General features: G+C 38.9%; 17 protein-coding genes. 13 read left to right on the top strand and 4 right to left on the bottom strand.

Annotated elements, in window-relative coordinates; all coding sequences use genetic code 11:
• Window positions 1-276: 276 nt before the first annotated feature.
• The 3 genes from ACPLOV_RS08685 to ACPLOV_RS08675 are packed head-to-tail and all read left to right on the top strand — an operon-like array spanning window position 277 to window position 3,304.
• Window positions 277-2,202 (top strand): FAD-dependent oxidoreductase, encoded by a 1,926-nt coding sequence (locus tag ACPLOV_RS08685; RefSeq protein ID WP_424911027.1) that lies wholly within the window; start codon window positions 277-279, stop codon window positions 2,200-2,202.
• Window positions 2,192-3,007, top strand: a complete 816-nt coding sequence (locus ACPLOV_RS08680; protein ID WP_424911026.1) for a carbon-nitrogen family hydrolase — start codon at window positions 2,192-2,194, stop codon at window positions 3,005-3,007. The genes ACPLOV_RS08685 and ACPLOV_RS08680 overlap by 11 nt, the downstream gene beginning before the upstream one ends.
• A gap of 27 nt (window positions 3,008-3,034) precedes the next feature.
• Window positions 3,035-3,304, top strand: a complete 270-nt coding sequence (locus ACPLOV_RS08675) for a hypothetical protein (RefSeq protein WP_424908067.1) — start codon at window positions 3,035-3,037, stop codon at window positions 3,302-3,304.
• On the opposite strand, the gene splB is transcribed toward ACPLOV_RS08675, so the two are convergent.
• Window positions 3,301-4,323 carry a spore photoproduct lyase gene (gene splB, locus ACPLOV_RS08670; protein WP_424911025.1) on the bottom strand — a complete coding sequence of 341 codons (1,023 nt, stop codon included), beginning with the start codon at window positions 4,321-4,323 and terminating at the stop codon, window positions 3,301-3,303. The two genes, ACPLOV_RS08675 and splB, sit on opposite strands and share 4 nt — an antisense overlap.
• A gap of 84 nt (window positions 4,324-4,407) precedes the next feature.
• Between splB and ACPLOV_RS08665 the strand changes: the two genes are divergently transcribed.
• Entirely contained in the window at window positions 4,408-5,841 is a 1,434-nt protein-coding gene (locus ACPLOV_RS08665) for an RtcB family protein (protein WP_424908069.1), read from the top strand.
• Window positions 5,842-5,936: 95 nt separating this feature from the next.
• Complete coding sequence (locus ACPLOV_RS08660; RefSeq protein ID WP_424908070.1) at window positions 5,937-7,709, top strand: FAD-dependent oxidoreductase; 1,773 nt, start codon at window positions 5,937-5,939, stop codon at window positions 7,707-7,709.
• On the opposite strand, the gene ACPLOV_RS08655 is transcribed toward ACPLOV_RS08660, so the two are convergent.
• From ACPLOV_RS08655 to ACPLOV_RS08645, 3 genes are all read right to left on the bottom strand, one after another.
• A complete protein-coding gene (locus ACPLOV_RS08655) occupies window positions 7,650-8,615 on the bottom strand; it encodes a polyprenyl synthetase family protein (protein WP_424908071.1) in 966 nt (321 codons plus the stop codon). The two genes, ACPLOV_RS08660 and ACPLOV_RS08655, sit on opposite strands and share 60 nt — an antisense overlap.
• Before the next feature lie 156 nt (window positions 8,616-8,771).
• Window positions 8,772-9,590: an FMN-binding protein gene (locus tag ACPLOV_RS08650; protein WP_424911024.1), complete on the bottom strand. Its 819-nt coding sequence runs from the start codon at window positions 9,588-9,590 to the stop codon at window positions 8,772-8,774.
• A gap of 129 nt (window positions 9,591-9,719) precedes the next feature.
• Entirely contained in the window at window positions 9,720-10,574 is an 855-nt protein-coding gene (locus ACPLOV_RS08645; protein WP_424908073.1) for a prenyltransferase, read from the bottom strand.
• Window positions 10,575-11,030: 456 nt separating this feature from the next.
• Between ACPLOV_RS08645 and ACPLOV_RS08640 the strand changes: the two genes are divergently transcribed.
• The 8 genes from ACPLOV_RS08640 to ACPLOV_RS08605 all read left to right on the top strand — a co-directional run bounded on the left by ACPLOV_RS08640 (window position 11,031) and on the right by ACPLOV_RS08605 (window position 18,535).
• The gene (locus tag ACPLOV_RS08640) at window positions 11,031-12,314 is read left to right on the top strand and encodes an ABC transporter substrate-binding protein (RefSeq protein ID WP_424908074.1); all 1,284 of its coding nucleotides are present in this window, start codon (window positions 11,031-11,033) and stop codon (window positions 12,312-12,314) included.
• A gap of 59 nt (window positions 12,315-12,373) precedes the next feature.
• Window positions 12,374-13,228 (top strand): branched-chain amino acid ABC transporter permease, encoded by an 855-nt coding sequence (locus ACPLOV_RS08635; protein WP_424908075.1) that lies wholly within the window; start codon window positions 12,374-12,376, stop codon window positions 13,226-13,228.
• Window positions 13,229-13,259: 31 nt separating this feature from the next.
• A complete protein-coding gene (locus ACPLOV_RS08630; RefSeq protein WP_424908076.1) occupies window positions 13,260-14,246 on the top strand; it encodes a branched-chain amino acid ABC transporter permease in 987 nt (328 codons plus the stop codon).
• A 10-nt stretch (window positions 14,247-14,256) separates the two neighbouring features.
• Window positions 14,257-14,964, top strand: coding sequence for an ABC transporter ATP-binding protein (locus ACPLOV_RS08625; RefSeq protein WP_424908111.1), 708 nt, complete (start codon window positions 14,257-14,259; stop codon window positions 14,962-14,964).
• Window positions 14,942-15,646, top strand: coding sequence for an ABC transporter ATP-binding protein (locus ACPLOV_RS08620; RefSeq protein WP_424908077.1), 705 nt, complete (start codon window positions 14,942-14,944; stop codon window positions 15,644-15,646). The genes ACPLOV_RS08625 and ACPLOV_RS08620 overlap by 23 nt, the downstream gene beginning before the upstream one ends.
• A 121-nt stretch (window positions 15,647-15,767) precedes the next feature.
• Complete coding sequence (locus ACPLOV_RS08615) at window positions 15,768-16,421, top strand: hypothetical protein (RefSeq protein ID WP_424911023.1); 654 nt, start codon at window positions 15,768-15,770, stop codon at window positions 16,419-16,421.
• A gap of 273 nt (window positions 16,422-16,694) precedes the next feature.
• Window positions 16,695-17,966 carry an HD-GYP domain-containing protein gene (locus tag ACPLOV_RS08610; protein ID WP_424908079.1) on the top strand — a complete coding sequence of 424 codons (1,272 nt, stop codon included), beginning with the start codon at window positions 16,695-16,697 and terminating at the stop codon, window positions 17,964-17,966.
• A complete protein-coding gene (locus ACPLOV_RS08605) occupies window positions 17,957-18,535 on the top strand; it encodes a DUF5317 domain-containing protein (protein WP_424908080.1) in 579 nt (192 codons plus the stop codon). The genes ACPLOV_RS08610 and ACPLOV_RS08605 overlap by 10 nt, the downstream gene beginning before the upstream one ends.
• The last annotated feature ends 21 nt before the right edge of the window (window positions 18,536-18,556 follow it).

Below are 18,556 nucleotides of genomic sequence, written 5' to 3'. Positions count from 1 at the left end.
TTATTGAGATTTCTAATTTTATAATATGCGGTGGTGGTAAAAGTGTGAAAGTTTCACTATATTATGGTATATTTATATTAAAAATAAAATTTATAATGTATTATTTTACTTAAAGCCTATTAAAGAGCTTGTGTATTTTTACAAAATAGCATGAAATAAAGGTTTATAGATTTCATGAGGATAATGATTAATTGTAAATAAACTGCTATAATAATAAAATAGATAATAATAATTTACAAAAACTGATTGTATTGTAAATAAGCCGGAGGATGATTAATGAAACGGTGGATTAGTATACTTATTATTATTTCAATAACCTTAAATATCCCTGTAGAAGTATTAGCATATGATAGTTTCGAGAATATAGTAGACACAACCGTAAAAACTCAAATTATGAATTTTCAAGTAATTGTAGTTGGTTCAGACCCTGAGGGAATCGCTGCTGCTGTATCTGCAGCGAGAAACGGTCTAAAAACACTATTAATAGACCATAGGGATAGGGTAGGTGGGCTTTACACTGTTGGGTGGCTAAATATGTTAGATTTAAATTATAAAGGCAAAAATACTAGAGAAATAGTAAATAAAGGGATTTTTTTAGAATTTCATAGGAGCGTAGGAGGAGGGGCTTCTTTTGATATACCTACTGCACAACGTGTTTTTGAAGATATGCTGAAAAAATCAAGAGTAAAAGTAATGTTAGAAGTATCGGATATTAAACCTATTATTAAAGAGAATACGATAAGAGGAGTTACTTTTAAATATAGGGGGATAAAATATAATGTTTTCGGGAAAGTAGTTATTGACTCAACCCAAGATGCTGACATAGCTGCAATGTGTGGGGTGCCTTATAAATTTGGTAGGGAAGACTTTGGATTTCCTGGAGATGTAGGGGCTGTAACCCTTATGTTTTCATTAAAAAATGTAAATTGGCAAAAAGTAGTAACTTATCTTCAAAATGATGGGAATCCCTTTACTGGGGCAAATAATACAAGTGCATGGGGATATGCAGTAATGTTTAAGGCTCCTACTAAGGATCTAAGCATTCAGATTAGAGGGTTAAACATTGGAAAGCAAAAAGATGGAACGGTTGTTATTAATGCACTGCAAATTTTTAATGTTAATCCTTTGGTTAAAGAAGAAAAAAAAGCTGCTATAGAAAAGGCTAAGAGGGAGTTGCCGGCTATTATCGAATTTATGAGGAAAAATGCTCCTGGTTTTGAAAAGGCTGAACTTGTCGGCGTTGCTCCAGAGCTTTATGTAAGAGAATCAAGGCACATTGAAGGAGAATATACTTTGACTGCGGATGACGTATTTGAAAACAGAAATCAGGAAATTGCAGTTGCTTTTGGAAGTTATCCTATAGATATTCAAGCTAGAAAAAAGGGAGAAGCAGGTGTTGCTCTTTCAGGCACAAATCCTTATGGTATTCCCTTTGGAGTTATGGTGCCTAAAAAGATTGAAGGTCTTTTAGTAGCAAGCCGCTGTGCAAGTTATGATACTATAGCACACGGCAGTGCGAGGACAGTACCGGTGGGAATGGCTTTAGGACAGGCCGCAGGAGTTGCTGCAAAATATGCCATAACTAAAAAAATATCTTTCAGAGAAATTGCACACTCCTACAAAGCAATAATGGAAATTCGGGCAATCTTAAAAAAGCAAGGAGTGGATCTAACACCTATAAAAATTGAACATCCTGAAAAGAAAAGCTGGGCCTATCCTTATATTAGGCGGCTTCGAAATAAGGCTATGCTCTCAAAAGGATATCAGAACGATTATCGTTTGAATGATACTGCTACAATGAATACTTTTAATAAAATGTTTAGCCTTATTAATTGTCATTCAAAATTAAAAATAGATACGAAATTTTTGAAGGATTTCCGTGAAGACCAGCCTATAACTGCAAAGGATTATATCCGCATATTAAATAAAATACTAAATAGCAATTATAATGATATAGAAGAACTTTTTAAAGAAAAAATAATTGATGAAACTACTTATTTACAAATCATAAGAAAAAACGGCTATTTAAGTAATGCAGAGGCTTATGCTTTGGTTGACGGACTTGTGCAGTATATGGAAAGACAATATGTGCCTGAATACCGCCTGCCGGGAAAGGCTGTAAAAGGCGGAATACAAATATCCCGGTTATCCGAACTTAGAAAAACTGTTCGGATATTATGGAATTTTGGAAATGAAGACTGAAAAGAGTGGCTTAAAGGTGGCGCTAATACAATTGACCATAGAAGATGGCAATGTAGAGAATAATAGAAAAAGGGTTATGGATAAAATAAAGGATGTAATGGAAAAAAATAAAAATGTGGATGTTATCGTACTGCCCGAAATGTGGAATACCGGGTACGACCTGAAAAACCTTCTGGAATTGGCGGACGAGGAAGGATATCCTTCGGTAGTTAATTTGCAGGAAATTGCAAGAAAATACGGTGTGAACATCGTAGCGGGTTCCATAGCAGATAAAAGGAAGGTTGAAGGCAAAACAAAGGTCTACAATTCTTCGTACATTATAAACAGACAGGGAGAGGTAATAGAAAGGTACGATAAAGTTCATCTTTTCAGGCTGATGAAGGAAGAAAAGTTTTTGGAATCGGGAAACAGGACGATTACCTTTGATATCGATGGAGTAAAATGCGGTGTAGTTATATGTTATGACCTTAGATTTCCCGAGTTTATAAGGAAAATATCCCTTGAAGGAATAAAAGTTCTTTTTGTACCGGCTCAATGGCCCATCCCAAGGGAAAACCACTGGAAGCTTTTAAATGTGGTTAGGGCAATCGAAAATCAAATCTACGTCATAGGTGTAAACCGGGTGGGAAGGCAGGGAAATACTGTTTTTCCCGGGAAATCCATGGTGGTAGATCCCTGGGGGGAAGTGGAGGTAGAACTGGAAGATAAAGAGTACAGCCTTTGCCATACTATAAACCTGAATAAGATTGAAAAAATAAGGAGGTACCTCCCGGTGTACGAGGACAGAAGACCCGATTTATATTAAAATATAAAAATAAAAAGGAGGATTTTTATGAAGTGCCACACCATAATGGGCATTTTGGTCGACAACAGAAATGCCTCTGCTCCGAAGGTTCAGGAAATCCTCACCAAACACGGATGCATCATCAAAGCAAGACTTGGGCTTCACGAGGTGGATGAAAAGCAGTGTTACGACGAAGGGCTTATTATCCTGCAGCTCTGCGGAAGCGATGGAGAAATTGAAGAACTTCAAAAGGAGCTTAATTCCTTAGAACGGGTAAAGGCAAAAAAGTTTGTTTTGTCCTTTGAGGAGGAATCTTAAACGAAATAAAGTATATTATATGCCGGGAAGTATTCCCGGATTTTTTCTTCAAAAAAACTTTTGAGCTCTTGCATTTTTTCGGCAGGGTAAAGGTACTTGCCGTATCCGAACTGCCCGAATTTAAAAACTCTTTCCTTTTCTTCTAAAGGCAATTTCGTCTTTGGAAATACCTGCAGTATATTTTTCTTTGCTTTTACCGTGAACCTGTGGGTGATTAACTCAAATTCCAGAGTATCCTTATACCCCTTTAAGCTTTCGGCTAATTTTGATAACATTTTATCGTACTCGTATTCCCAGGCGGGGTAATAAATAATAGGCCCTATCATAAACCCTATTTTATAATCCTTTTTTGCCAGTTTTAAAGCAGCCCCAATACGATCTTCCAGGGATGGGGTTTTATGCTCAAATTGTTTTATAATTGTTCCCGAGTTAATGCTGAAGCGGACCGTGGTTCTTTTATTGTGCTTTGCTTCAAGCAGAGGGTCCACATTAACAAATTTTGTTACAAATCTAAATAACCCCTTTTCTTGATTTCCAAAAAATTCAATAGTTTTCCTGAGAGAACCGGTATAGATTTCCACCGGCAGGGGATCGCTTGTAGCCGATCCTTCAAACAATGTTATTTCCGGCGCCCTTTTTTCCATGTAATCTTTTGCCCTTTTTAGGATTTCGTCAATATTGACATATACCCTGATGTAGGGTTTTTTACCCAGGGTTGTATTCAGGTAACAGTATTCGCACTCTCCTGGACAGCTTGTTACTAAAGGAAGTTGATAATGGGCAGAAGGTTTACAGGTTTCAAAATCCAGAGTGCGCCTTACGCCTACCACCAGGGTTCTTTTCGCTTCTAAATAAGCTTCCTGGGCAGTTTTTCCCGGAATTCCCGTCACCCTGTTGTGGGTCCCTATTATCTGTGTATCTACGCCGAGCTCTTGCAGTTTTAAATATATATTTTTACCCATAGGATACTCTAACGCGTCTTTTTCGAAAAAAGCCCTTTTTGGGATGAATTCGTACATAATTATCCCTCCTTCTGTATTTTTCCCTTAGATTTATAAACTGTTTCAGTAAGTAGCTAAAATTTGAGGAGGTAATTTATACCTATGAAAGAAAAATTAAAAAAGATTTCTGTTAACCTTTACCAGCTGCAAAACGAGGAAACAAATGTCAATATTCATGTCTACTTAAGCGACAAACTTTTTAATGAATTTCTTGAAGATGAGTCTCTAAGACAGCTTTATAACGCCTCAATGCTTAAAGGTGTGGTAAGCCCGGTGGTGGGGATGCCGGATATACATACGGGGTTTGGCCTTCCCATAGGAGGAATCATGGCAACGGACTGGGAAGAGGGAGTGGTATCGGCAGGAGCTGTGGGAATGGATATTAACTGCGGAGTTAGGCTTATTACCACCCGTATTCCTGCAGAAGAATTAACGAAAGAGAGATTAAGGAAAATATTAGAAATAATATCGGAATATGTACCATCGGGAGTAGGAAAATCCAGTGCGGTAAAGGCTTTTCGGAAAATTGATTTAGAAGCAATTGCCTCTACCGGGGTAAAATTTTTTATAGATGCAGGATACGGCAGAAAAGAGGATGTTTTAAGAATAGAGGATGAGGGTAGAATACCTTTTGCGGATGCCGGATGCGTGCCCAAAAATGCCAGGGAAAGAGCGGATCAGTTATGTACAATAGGAGGAGGCAACCATTTTATTGAAATAGGCAGGATAAGCAACGTATTCGATGAAAATATTGCTGGATTCTTCGGATTAAAAAAAGGCTTTGTATATATACTTATTCATACGGGCAGCAGGGGATTCGGCCATCAGATTTGTACGGAGTTTTCGAAAAAGATGTGGGATAATCAGGATAAGAACAAAACCTTTGCTCCGGTTAAAGGACTCGCATGTGCTCCCATTCATTCTAAGGATGGGATGGAATACTTAGGGGCAATGGGTACAGCTGCCAACTACGCCTTTTGCAACCGACAGCTTATAACATATTTTGTCAGGGAAGCCTTCTGCAGGGTTTTTAAAAAGGACGAGAAGGAATTAGGTTTAGATGTACTCTACGATGTAGCTCACAATATAGCAAAAAAAGAAATGCACGGTGGAAAGTGGTTGCTGGTTCACAGAAAGGGAGCTACGAGGGCTTTACCTGCAGGGCATCCCGATAACCCTGTAGTTTATAAAAAGACGGGGCATCCCGCCATAATTCCCGGAAGTATGGGAACCGCTTCCTATGTGGTAATAGGATCGGAAAATATAAAAGCAACCTTCAACTCCGTAAATCACGGTGCCGGAAGGGTAATGTCCAGGAAAAGGGCCAAGGAGGAATTCACAAAAGAAGAGCTTTTAAAACAGGTGGAAAATGTTTTAATAGCTTCAAAAGACTTGAAATCTTTGCTGGATGAAGCTCCCCTCGCTTATAAGGATATCGATGAGGTGGTAAACACCCTGGTGGATGCTGAACTTACGATGCCGGTGGTAAGATTAAAACCCTTAGGAGTACTTAAAGGAGAGGGAGAAGAATCTTAAGGATTTTTTTACAAAAAAAGAAGGTTTAAAAAAAAAATCATAGAAATATAATATATAGATAAGTTATAAAAACAATAACAGGAGGCGATATGTTAATGCATACGAAAAAAATCGTTGTTCTGGGCGGAGGATTCGGGGGGTTAACGGCAGCACTTGCCCTGAACAAGCTTTTTAAAAAGCACAAGGATGTGGAACTTTATCTAATCAATCGAAGCAAAGACCAGGTTTACCTTACTCAGCTTCATGAAGTTGCGGGCAAAAGAATAAAACCCGAAGGTGTATGCTATCCTTTGGATATAGCTCTCGAAGAAACGAAAGTAGAGCTTGTTGTAGACGAAATTAAAGATTTTGATTTGAAGAACAGAAAACTTATAGGCGAAAAGGGAGAGTACAACTTTGATTATCTTCTCTTAGCCTGCGGAAGCGAGCCCGAATTTTTCAATATCCCGGGTATGCAGGAAAACTCTTTTACCCTGTGGTCCTATGAGGATGCGGTGAAAATAAGGCAGCATATTGAAGAAATGTTTGAAAAAGCCAAAAGGGAAAAGGACATCGAAAAGAGAAAAGAATTACTCACCTTTGTGGTGGGTGGCGGCGGCTTTACCGGTATCGAAATGGTAGGAGAATTGGTAGAATGGGTGGATGAATTAGCCAGGAAAGGCGAGGTCAACAAAGAAGAAGTATCCTTAGTGGTAGTGGAAGCCCTTCCCAAAATACTTCCCAACTTAGACGATTCATTAATAAATGTTTCGAAAAATTACCTGGAAAAGCACAATGTAAGAATACTCACAAATTCTCCCATTGTAAAAGTAGAAGAAGACAAAGTAATATTAAAGTCTGGAGAAGAAATAAAAACCCGTACATTAATATGGACGGGCGGTGTTAGAGGAAGCAGTATTGCTTCAAAACTGGGACTTGCGACGGGCGGAAGGGGCAGAATTGTTGTAAACGAATACATGGAGACGAGCGAAAAGGGTATATACGCCATAGGGGATGTAGCCTTCTATACCGATGAGAAAAAGAGTGTAATGCCTGCCCTGGTGGAATCTGCTATGCAGTCAGGTGAATGTGCAGCCTATAACATTTATGCTGATATTACCGGAAAATCCAAAAAGCCGTTGAAGCTGAACCTGCACGGCAATATGGTTTCCTTAGGAGATAGATATTGTGTGGCTCAGGTAATGGGCAGAAAACTAACCGGTTTTCCAGCTAAATTTATTAAACACGCAGCCGATATGCACTACTTGTATCTGGTGGGTGGAATTGGTTTTGTAAAAGAGTACTTCAAGAAACAATTTGTAGAAAAGCTCAGAGACAGGTCTTTTATCGTAGACAATGTGAGTGTTACAACAAGTGTATTCTGGGTAGCCATATTGAGAATCTACTTAGGTTACCGCTGGCTGCTTTCGGGATTGGAAAAGGTACATTCGGGCTGGCTTGCAGAAGGAACAAAACTTGTAGCGGGAGCTTCTACAAGTCCAATTGGTCCAAATACACCGGAATGGTACGTGCATTTTATGGAGAAATTTGTCTTCCCCCATGCGCTGTTCTTCCAGACATTGATTACTCTTTCGGAGCTTGCCATAGGTGTTTGCTTGATATTGGGTCTTTTTACAACCCTTGCATCCTTAGGATCGCTTTTTATGCTTATTAACTTCATGATATCGGGTTCCGGTGACATGTGGTTCTTTATGGTAACCATCGCTGTTCTATTTTCCGGTGCCGGGCATTCCTTCGGTATTGATAAATACCTCATACCAGCCCTGATAAAATTTGGTAAGAGAATTTTAAGAGGAGGAAAGCCTGCATCAAAAGGTACGCTCAATGGAGGACAGGGCAAGGTATTCCAGAGCACTCTTAACGGTTAAATTCTCAATAATGTTCAGGTTCTTCATAGATTTTTCAAGTATCCTCCTGGCATATTCTTTAGAACGTTCTATTGCCCCTGATTCAAGGACGATTTCTACTATACGGGAAGAATTATCCTCTCCTATCTTGATACCCTCTATTAGTTGAATTAGCAGATCCTTATAACGGGGCGATGATATTGCTAAAAGAAGGGGTAAAGTAATTACCCCTTCTTTTATGTCATTTCCGGGGCTTTTTCCCAGCGTTTCTCTGCTTCCCGTATAATCCAAAATATCATCTATTATTTGAAAGGCTATGCCGAAATTTACGCCGAAATTTTTTAGGGCTCTTATTTTATCATTATCCGTACCGGAAATTATTCCTCCCACTTCGCAGCTAAGCCCGAAAAGAAGGGCCGTTTTTTTCTTTATCCTTTTAAAATAATCGTTAAAAGAAATTATTTTAAATACATCTTCTTTTTGTTTTATTTCACCTATAACAATTTTTTCCATCACCCTGGAAAATAGATGGATAATATCAAAATCCTTCACGGAGTACAGAAAATTAAATGCCTTTATTAAAACGTAATCACCGGCGTATACCGCTGCGTCTTTACCAAAAAGGGATTGGAGGGTCGGCATTCCTCTTCTGAATTTAGAGTCATCCACTATATCGTCGTGAATAAGGGTGGCAGAGTGAATTAATTCCACAGCACAGGCTAAATTCAGGGCTTTTGTTTTATCGTAATCTTTTCCGGCTTTAGCGCATAAAAGTAAAAGGGCAGGTCTTAACCTCTTACCCCCGCTTAAAACAGTACTATTTATAGCTTGAGAAATAAGTCCGAAATTTTCGGAAAACTGATTCCTGATTAGCGCTTCCACTTCTTTTAATTCATCTTTGATAATTTCATAGGCAGTTTTTGACATACAACGACCTCTCTTTTTAATATTGTTTTCCTAATTAAGTTTATCATAAAATATACAATAAGTTCCCAAACTAATTTGATAAAATTTTTTGGGAATTTTTGCTAAAAAAATTGAAGGCATTTTAAATGCCTTCAATTTTTTTACTTTATCTATGATTTATTTTGCAAGAGATAGAGCTTCCGAAGCTAAGGTCTTGAATTTTTGAGTTGTTCCTGTTGCACCGCTTACTGTATCAACAGCTGCTGGATCTTGTTTTTCTAAGAGAGATTTGCTCAAAGCCTCATAGGCTTTTGCAGGTGTTGTTTTTGTCTGAGCTTCCATGTTCTTTGCGTAATCTGCATTGGAGAGTTTGTAATTGGTGTTATCGTCTTTGTTGATTTCATCGTAGAATACGGAAGCAATTTTTCCGTCTTTTACTATTACCGCTACCATTGCCTTCCAGCCGTGGCTGTCAAAATCTTTTTCCATGGCCTTGTAAAGTCCATCTTTATACTGTCCCTGAGAAGTTACCTGATTTTTTAAGGCTTCTGCCACAATAGCTTTAAAGTCGTTGGAAGTGCTGGTAGCGCCGGAAACAGCGTCTACAGCATCAACCTTTTGCTTTGCTATCAATGATTCTTCTAAAGCCATAATAGCGTCGTGGGGAGTTGTTTTGGTTTGTGCTTTCATATTTTTTGCGTATTCTGCATCAAAAGTCTTTAATTTACCTTCCTTGCTTATATAATCGAAAAATACGTTAGTAATCTTTCCATTCTTTACGATAACGGTGGCCATGGGTTTCCAACCATGAGAGTCGAAGTCCTTTGCTTCAGCATAGTAAACTCCGTCTTTTAAAGCTTCCTGCGCGGGCTGAGTTTGTTGTTGCTGCTGCTGTTGCTGTTGTTGTTGCTGTTGGCCTTGTTTTGAAGATGAGCAACCTGCTAAAAGCGATGCAACAATTAAGAGGCATAATATTGCGGCAATAAATTTTTTCATAGAAAAACCTCCTCAAAATCATTTTATTTTTAGTTTATAATTTTTAATCTAATAATTATATTATACGGAAATATGAAAAATCCTCCTCGTTTGGCAAAAATTATTTTTAATAATCACAATCACAAGGATTTAATGCATTAGAAACTTCGATATAAGTGAAGCTGCTACCAGAGTGATTCCGGTTAACTGATAAATCTGGACGGTTAGTGCGTTGGCTTCTATGAATTTGGGAATATAATTTAAATTTTCTTTTGCAACTTTAACAGCCTTTACCGAAAGAGGTAATGATATTAAAGGAAGTAAAAATACAAGGTTTTTTGTGTATAAGACAAGTATTATATCCGTTAAATAAGCTAAGGCAAAAAGTAAAGCAAAGATGGTAACGGAGCGTTCCTTTCCCAGCCTCACTACCCAGTTTTTCTTATTTCCTTTTTTATCCGCTTCGTAGTCGGGAAACTGATTTACCCAGAGGACGTTGGCTATTAAGAAACCGAGAATTACTGAAGCGATGATTGCTTCATACCTTATGCTGCTGGCTAAAACCAAATACATTCCGCATAGCACAAGTGGACCGAAGGCTATTCCTACGGCCAATTCACCGAGTCCCCTGTAGCAGAGCATAAAGGGCGGTAGACTGTAAAAAATGGAAAGAGCCATTCCCGAAAGCCCTATGTAAAATATTTTCGGCTCCCGGAAATACCAGACAATAAGTCCAACCGCTACAGCGGCCAAAAAGGTGTATATTGCGATATTTCTTACATCCTTTACCGTTAAAAGTCCGTCGACAATGGTTTTTTTACCTCCGCTGAAGGGTGTCCTTTCATCTTTTGGTATAAAGGTGTCGACTCCCGATATATAATCAACGATTTCGTTGACGGCATTTTTACCTATTTCTATAAGATAAACCCCTGCTGCGCTTAATAAGAACCAGAAAAGATGGAATTTATTTTCAAAACTGTAGGCTAATGAAGCGGCTACTGCCATCGGTACCGTAGAGGCGATCCAGATTTTCGGATCGGCTAATTGCCAGAAACCTTTCCAGAAAGTATTGTTTCTTATACGAAAACCCCCTTTCCAAAAAAATTTTTTTAACTTTTTTTAAGCATACTTCAATTATGACAGGAATGTCAAAGGACGAAAACCGGAATGTGACGTTAATAACAATCAATATCCGCCGATATTTTCTTTTTTATTGCAAAATTTCGATATTACGATTCCTTATGAAACAAAAATATAAATAACAAACACAAATAATTGCATATTTATATATATGAATACAATAAAACAAAACAGTATATCATAATATGCGAAAAACATAGTAAAAATAAAAAATATTTGCCAAAAAAGAGGTATTTTAAAAAATTTATAGAATTAATAATATATATATTTAACTATTTAATAAAAAAATAAAAAAATTACTTGAAAAGGAGGTTTTAAAGGGTGAAGAAAAATTTAGCCGTAATTGTAGCCTTACTATTGATTGCCTCATTAATTCTCCCGGGATGTTCCCAGCAAGCGCAAAAACCCGCAGAGCAGCAGGAGGTAAAAATTGGAGCCATATTGCCTCTTACGGGTTCTGCTGCAGCAACGGGAGTAAAACTAAAGTATGCCATAGAGACGGCGGAGGAAATAATTAACGGTGAGCATCCGGAAATCAATATGGAACTGGCTAAATCCGCCGGGCTCCCGAATCTGAAAGGTGCGAAGATTAAATTTATCTTTGCCGACCATCAGGCAAATCCGGAAATTGCAAAATCCGAGGCGGAAAGGTTAATTCAGAACGAAAAGGTGGTAGGGTTAATCGGATGTTATCACAGCTCTGCCACCAAGCCCGCCAGCCAGGTGGCAGAAAGGTTCCAGATACCCTTTGTTGCGGGTTCTTCCAGCTCAGCTGCTTTAACCGAAAGGGGCTTAAAATGGTTTACCAGGATAGCGCCCCACGATGGGATGGAAACCAAATTCTTCTTTGATTATTTGAAGTATTTAAACGAGAAATTTAACGCGGGTATCAAAAAGATCGCTGTGGTTTATATAGATAATGAGTACGGAGTACATGCGTTCCAGATGGTGCAGAAAACCATTGAAAATTATAAAAACGACGGTTTTGAACTGGTACTGGATGTAAAATACCCTGCCAATGTATCCAACGTGGATACGGAAGTACAGAAGGTAAAGGCAGCGGCACCGGATGCCATTTTCCATGCTTCCTATATAGGCGATATGACTATGTTTGTAAAGAAGTACAAGGAATTGAATGTAGTTCCAAAAGTTGTACTTTCCTACTGTGGTGGTTATCAGGATCCGCAGTTCGTGAAAAATCTGGGTAAGGATGCAGATTATTTTGCCGGGCCCAATGCTACTACTTCCGCACTGTTCAGCAAGATGCCTGACCTGGCAAAGATAAACGAGATCTACAAGAAAAAGTCCGGGGTGGATATTGACGGGCCCACGCTGGAAGATTTTGCATCAGCCATGGTGATTGCTGAAGCCATCAACAAAGCCGGCACTACCGATCCTGCTAAAGTAATGGAAGTTTTAAAGAGCACTGAATTCAGCGCGCCGTATTTTGTATCCGGAAAGATTAAATTCGGTGAAGATGGACAGAATATTTATTCCGCTTCCGTTATGACCCAGATTCAAAACGGAATTTACGAAGCCGTATGGCCGGAGAATTTCCAGACAAAACAGCCGGTACCCGCCTTCCCCGAATGGAATAAGAGATAAAAGTAAAAAAAGGGGGCTTTTAAAGCCCCCTTAAAGTTAATCCGGAAAGGAGATGAAAAATGCTGGGCCAGGTAATACTTAGCGGAATATTGATCGGATTTGTTTATTCCTTGGTGGCGGTAGGGTTGACCTTGATATGGGGTGTGATGGACATAATAAATTTTGCCCACGGGGAATTTCTTATGATTTCCATGTACACCGCTTTCTGGATGTACGCTCTTTTAAAGTGGGATCCTCTTTTCACCCTTCCTTTGGCTTCCTTCCTCATATTTGCCATAAGTTTTTTAACCTATAAGTTGATAATAAAAAAGGTGCTGGATGCTCCCGGTTTAACTGCCTTGCTTGCAACTTTCGGGCTTAGCCTGTTTATAAGAAACTTGGCGCAATTTTTATGGACTCCCAATTACAGGTTCATTACCGAGTCAATCGTAACCGACAAGAAAATAGCTTTCGGAACACTTATAATAGGTATGCCTCAAATGGTGGCTGCCCTGGGCAGTGTCTTAATGACGGGACTGATTTATTATTTTGTTAAAAAAACCAGAATGGGAATGGCAATTCAGGCAACCGCATTGGACAGGGATACGGCGAAACTAATGGGAATAGATACTGAAAAGGTATATGCGGTTACTTTCGGAATATCAGGCATTTGCGTCGGAGTGGCGGGGGTACTCCTTTCCACCTTTTTCCCCGTATATCCCGAGGCGGGAGCACTTTACAGCTTACTTGCTTTTGTAATTGTTGCCTTCGGGGGTTTTGGAAATATCCAGGGAGCTTTGCTGGGAGGAATAATAGTAGGACTTGCGGAAAGCCTGGGCGGATTTTTCCTGGGAACCCAGTTTAAATACGCGGTGGTATTTTTGCTTTATCTCCTGGTGCTTCAATTCAGACCTAAGGGATTGTTTGGATGGTAATTGGTAATACGAAAGGGGCTGGTGGTGAGACGTGAAAAGGATCAGGGGAAATATTTTGGCGTTAATTCTTCTTATTATATTTATGCTTCCTTTTATATATCCCAATAATAACTTTCGGCACATTTTAATTTTGTTTTTAATATTTGCCGGACTGGGTGAATCCTGGAATATAATTACGGGTTTTGCGGGTCAAACCTCTTTTGGACATGCGGCATTTTTCGGGATAGGGGCTTATACTTCCACCATTTTATTTTATAAATTTCACCTTTCTCCCTGGATAGGAATGATTTTCGGGGCAATTCTGGCATCAATAATTTCTGCGGTGGTAAGTTACCCGTGTTTTAAATTAAAAGGCCATTATTTTGCCATTGCTACCCTTGCCATTGCCGAAATAATAAAACAGATTTTTGTAAGCTGGGATTATGTGGAAGGTGCCACGGGAATATCCATTCCCATTGTTGAAGAAGGGATTGTCAATTTTCAGTTTCATTCTTCAAAAATACCTTATTTTCTGATTGCCTATGCCTTTTTTGTCGCGGTGGTTTTTGCAGCGAAGTTTATAGAAAAAAACCGGATGGGGTATTACCTGAAAGCCATAAGAGACAGCCATGAGGCTGCCGAAGCCCTTGGAATAAATACCACCCTTTACAAACTTTATGCGATGATGGTAAGCGCAGCCTTTACGGCAATACTTGGGACACTATACGCCCAGTATATTTTATATATTGACCCCTTTATGGTGTTCCCCCTGGAAATTTCTATGAAAATCGTTTTACTCACCGTCCTGGGAGGGATCGGAAGTATATACGGACCTATCATAGGGGCGGCGGTGCTTATCCCCCTTTCGGAATATACCCGTATCCTTCTCGGAGGTACCGGTAAAGGAATAGACCTTATTATTTTTGGAGCTCTGATAGTTATAATTGCCTGTTATGAACCCAACGGAATTATTGGGCTTTTAAAACAAAGAAGCAGGAAGGGGGATACTTCGGTTGAAAAAGCAGAAGCTCTCTCTTGAAAAGGTAACGATGAAATTCGGAAATTTGGTGGCCAATGAGGATGTTAGCTTTGAAGTGAATGAAGGAGAAATTGTAAGCCTTATCGGTCCTAACGGGGCGGGCAAAACGACATTATTTAACTGTATTACCGGGTTTTATAAACCCTTTTCGGGCAGGGTTTACTTTGAGGGTACCGAAATTACCGGCTGGCCTCCGCATAAAATCACGGCCCTCGGGCTTACCCGAACCTTTCAAATTGTAAAGCCACTGAAAGAAATGACGGTAAGGGATAATGTACTAACCGGAGCTTTCTTAAAGGCCAAAAACAGAAAGGAGGCAGAAGAAATCGCCGACGATGTTCTTAAATTTACTCAGCTTTATGAAAAAAGGAATTATCTTGCTTCAAGCCTGACGATTGTGGATAAAAAAAGATTGGAGCTTGCAAGGATTCTGGCAACAAGGCCCAAAATGGTAATGCTGGATGAAGTTATGGCAGGACTGAATTCCACCGAAATAAAACAGGCGGTGGAGATTTGCGTGAAACTCAGGGAAAGCGGTATTACCCTTCTTATTGTGGAGCATATAATGGAAGCCATTATGCCAATTTCCGACAGGGTAATCGTCTTAAATGCAGGCAGAAAGATTGCCGAAGGGCCTCCTCAGGAAATCGTTAATAATGAGGAAGTAATAAAAGCGTATCTGGGGGAAAGATATCATGCTAAAAGTAAAAAATCTTAATGTGGGTTATGACAATGTGCCGGTGATTTTTGATGTATCCTTTGAGGTTAAAGAAAAAGAGCTGGTGTCCATAGTAGGCTCAAACGGAGCGGGGAAGACGACAATTTTAAAAACCATCTCCGGGCTGTTAAAACCCTTTTCCGGGGAAATAGAGTTTATGGGGAAAAGAATTGACCGAATGCCTGCCCACGAAATAGTTAAACTTGGAATTGCGCACGTTCCCGAGGGCAGAAGGGTTTTTGGAAAGTTAAGCGTTCTCGATAATCTTTTGCTGGGGGCTTATACAATTTCCGACTCGAATCTGGTGAGAAAAACCTTAAATGAGGTATACGAGATTTTTCCTCGCTTGAAAGAAAGGGAAAATCAAAAAGCGGAAACCCTGTCGGGTGGGGAACAGCAAATGCTGGCTATAGCAAGGAGTCTTATGTCCAGGCCCAAAATTCTCCTGGTGGATGAGATGTCCCTCGGATTGATGCCCCTCCTTGTGGATAAAGTTCTGGAAATACTAAAGGAGATCTCCCGATCGGGAATGACAATACTGCTGGTAGAACAGAAGGTCCAGGAAGCCCTGGAGATGGCTGATAGAGGATATATTTTACAGACCGGAAGGATAGTGGCGGAGGGAACCGGCAGGGAGCTTTTGGAAAGCGAGATGGTTAAAAAAGCGTATATGGGAATGTGAAAATACCCCTGATGGGGTATTTTTTTATGTTTTTTATTTTGTTTTTAATAAAATATGTAAATTTTGCAGGAATTTTATGTAATTTTGTAGAATACATAAAAATACTAAATGGAGGGATGGTATGACAACGGAAAGAGAAGAAATAAAGCGTTATGAGGATGTCATTAAAAAAATTAAGGATGTAATTTCCGTAAAGATTAACACTTCTTCCGATGGAAGCATTTCCGAAATCCACGTTCTTGCAAATTCCAACAGAAGTCCGAAGCAGATAGTCAGGGACATTGAATCCGCTCTAATAGCATGTTTTGGTTCTAACATAGATCACAAAAAGATAAGCATTGCTCAGGTGGGGGAGGAAGTAATAAGCAGGACTCATTTGAGGCTAAAGGTGAACGGTATTAATGTTAAAAAGAGCGGTGTAACTTACGAGGTGATTGTTAGCCTTATTGGGCCGGAAAATGCCGTATACGAAGGGAAGGCTGTGGGGGGTATAAGCTTAAAAAATTTAATGAAACTATCTGCTCAGGCCACTTTGGATGCTGTACATAAATTTTTGAACAAGGATTATGTTTTTAACCTGGAAGAAGTGATGTGCTATAAAATTTCAGATAAAGAAGCTGTGGCAGTGCTTATTTCCAGCTCGATAAACGGACAGGAAGAGTATTTTTTGGGTTCTACATTGCTAAAACAGGACAAGCCCGAATCCACTGCCCGAGCCGCTCTTGATGCCATTAACAGGAGGCTTATAATAATTAATTCCGAAAATTGCGAATAAAAGGGCCGACAGTATTTAGCATTTTTTTAAGCGAAGCGAAAATTATAGCCTGCTCCGGTAGCGGAAGGAGCAGAGTCCGTAGGTAGGAGGAGGCTATAATTAATGAGAATTAACGACACCCTTGTTAAGATAATCCTTGCCCTTTTCGCCCTGGTTTTAGCCGGCGGCGCCAATTTAAAATTAGGGCCATAATTTTAAATAAAGCTGTCGGCCCTTTTATTTTTCATAGAAATTTCAACATGTTAATTGAAAGCAAGAAGCAGGTGGTTTTTAGTGGGGGATAAAAAAGTTTCTAAATTTTTTTGGATTTATTTTTTAATATTAGTTGCCTTAGCATTATATTTTTTATATATTTCTATTATTACTTTTCCATTGCATGATATAAGTAAATTATCATCAATGGTAATATTTACTACTATGCTTATATTAGGAGAGTTACTTTCGGTAACCCTACCAAATCAAACTGAAATCACGGTTGGTTTTGCTATTAATACGGCCACTATTTTAATATTCGGCTTTAAATTCAGCACAATAATAGCATTTATAGCTGTTACCGCAACTGAATTAAAAAGAATAAAAATTATGCCTTTATACAAGTCAATTTTGAATATTTGTATATTTGTTATAATGGTAAGCATTTCCGGACTTACATATGAAAAATTGGGCGGGACTATAGGTAATATCAATATTTATTCCGATTTTCTAAAAATACTACTAATGATTGCCATATACTTTTTTATTAATGTCGGACTGATTCTAACGGTAGTATATTTATTATATTCTAAATCTATGTTTTTTAATTTTTTAAATATATTCATTAAACTTATTCCCAATTACTTTTCCCTCGGTTTTTTAGGAGTTCTATTAGCAATAATTTACGTTAACGTAGGTATACTGGGGGTAATTTTATTTTTAATACCGCTTTTGGTAGCCCGGCATTCCTTCAAACTTTACATGGATATGAGAAAAACCTATTTAGATACCATTCGAGCCCTTGCCAATGCTTTGGAAGCAAAAGACCCCTATACCCGGGGACATTCAGAAAGGGTTGCCAAGCTTGCGGTGGCAATTGCGGAAGATCTTAATTTAAGCCAGGATTTAATACAGAATTTGAACTACGCGGCAATTCTCCACGATATCGGGAAAATTGGAATACCGGAAATTATATTAAACAAGCCCGGAAAACTGTCCGATGAAGAATTTGCAAAAATAAAGGAACACCCGGTTAAGGGTGCGAGCATTACCAACAATGTGGATTTTCTTTCCCAGGCATCCCTCTTTATCCTTCACCACCATGAAAGGCTAAACGGAAGCGGTTATCCTAAGGGATTAAAAGGGGCTGAAATCCCCCTTGGGGCGGCCATAATAGCAGTGGCGGATGTTTACGATGCCCTTACAACGGATAGGCCTTACAGAAAGGCGTTAACCCCTCAAGAAGCCTTTAAAGAAATTGAAACAAATAAAGGAGTATTATTTAAAGAAGAGGTGGTAGATGCTTTAAAGAGGGTGCTGGAAAAACGCGAGGAACTTAAGGAGTGCGTTTAAAGATGCTGGTGGATGTTATTATTCTTGCAATAATAGTGGGAATTATAAGAGGCGGTAATATATTAAACCTTGCTAAGCTCCCGCTTAAAAATTTAAATTTAATCTTCTTTTCTTTTGTAATCAGGTACATCCCCTTTTATTTAAAAGGCGATCTTCATTTATTTGCGGTAAAATACAATATTTTTTTCGTGATTATCTCCTACGGTCTAATGCTTTACGCCCTGTTTTCCAATTTTCATCTAAAGCCCATGTTAATTTGTTTTCTGGGCATTTTTTTAAATGCGATGGTTATTCTGGCAAATAAGGGTAAGATGCCCGTATCTTTGAAGGCCTTAGAAATGGCAAAATTAAATGATTTATTACCTCTTTTATTCAGCGAGGATTACCTTTATCATACCGCGGCAAATGCCTGGACGAAGCTTATTTTACTCGGGGACATAATTCCCCTGCCGCCGCCTTATCCCAGGCCCAGGGTAGTAAGCATAGGAGATATCCTTTTGGGTATAGGGGTATTTTGGCTTATTCAGATGGGAATGTTGAAAAAGCAATATTTAAGTGATAAAATTTAAGAGATAAACTGAAAAGGGAAC

The sequence above is a fragment of the Thermovenabulum sp. genome, from assembly GCF_049723235.1.
GTDB lineage: Bacteria > Bacillota > Thermosediminibacteria > Thermosediminibacterales > Thermosediminibacteraceae > Thermovenabulum.
This window is presented reverse-complemented; position numbering and strand designations above follow the sequence as displayed.

Excerpts from the sequence above, each read along its gene's own strand:
- ACPLOV_RS08685 (WP_424911027.1), top strand. The coding sequence starts at position 277 with ATGAAACGGTGGATTAGTATACTTATTATTATTTCAATAACCTTAAAT.
- ACPLOV_RS08680 (WP_424911026.1), top strand. The coding sequence starts at position 2,192 with ATGAAGACTGAAAAGAGTGGCTTAAAGGTGGCGCTAATACAATTGACC.
- ACPLOV_RS08675 (WP_424908067.1), top strand. The coding sequence starts at position 3,035 with ATGAAGTGCCACACCATAATGGGCATTTTGGTCGACAACAGAAATGCC.
- splB (WP_424911025.1), bottom strand. The coding sequence starts at position 4,323 with ATGTACGAATTCATCCCAAAAAGGGCTTTTTTCGAAAAAGACGCGTTA.
- ACPLOV_RS08665 (WP_424908069.1), top strand. The coding sequence starts at position 4,408 with ATGAAAGAAAAATTAAAAAAGATTTCTGTTAACCTTTACCAGCTGCAA.
- ACPLOV_RS08660 (WP_424908070.1), top strand. The coding sequence starts at position 5,937 with ATGCATACGAAAAAAATCGTTGTTCTGGGCGGAGGATTCGGGGGGTTA.
- ACPLOV_RS08655 (WP_424908071.1), bottom strand. The coding sequence starts at position 8,615 with ATGTCAAAAACTGCCTATGAAATTATCAAAGATGAATTAAAAGAAGTG.
- ACPLOV_RS08650 (WP_424911024.1), bottom strand. The coding sequence starts at position 9,590 with ATGAAAAAATTTATTGCCGCAATATTATGCCTCTTAATTGTTGCATCG.
- ACPLOV_RS08645 (WP_424908073.1), bottom strand. The coding sequence starts at position 10,574 with ATGGCAGTAGCCGCTTCATTAGCCTACAGTTTTGAAAATAAATTCCAT.
- ACPLOV_RS08635 (WP_424908075.1), top strand. The coding sequence starts at position 12,374 with ATGCTGGGCCAGGTAATACTTAGCGGAATATTGATCGGATTTGTTTAT.
- ACPLOV_RS08625 (WP_424908111.1), top strand. The coding sequence starts at position 14,257 with ATGAAATTCGGAAATTTGGTGGCCAATGAGGATGTTAGCTTTGAAGTG.
- ACPLOV_RS08620 (WP_424908077.1), top strand. The coding sequence starts at position 14,942 with ATGCTAAAAGTAAAAAATCTTAATGTGGGTTATGACAATGTGCCGGTG.
- ACPLOV_RS08615 (WP_424911023.1), top strand. The coding sequence starts at position 15,768 with ATGACAACGGAAAGAGAAGAAATAAAGCGTTATGAGGATGTCATTAAA.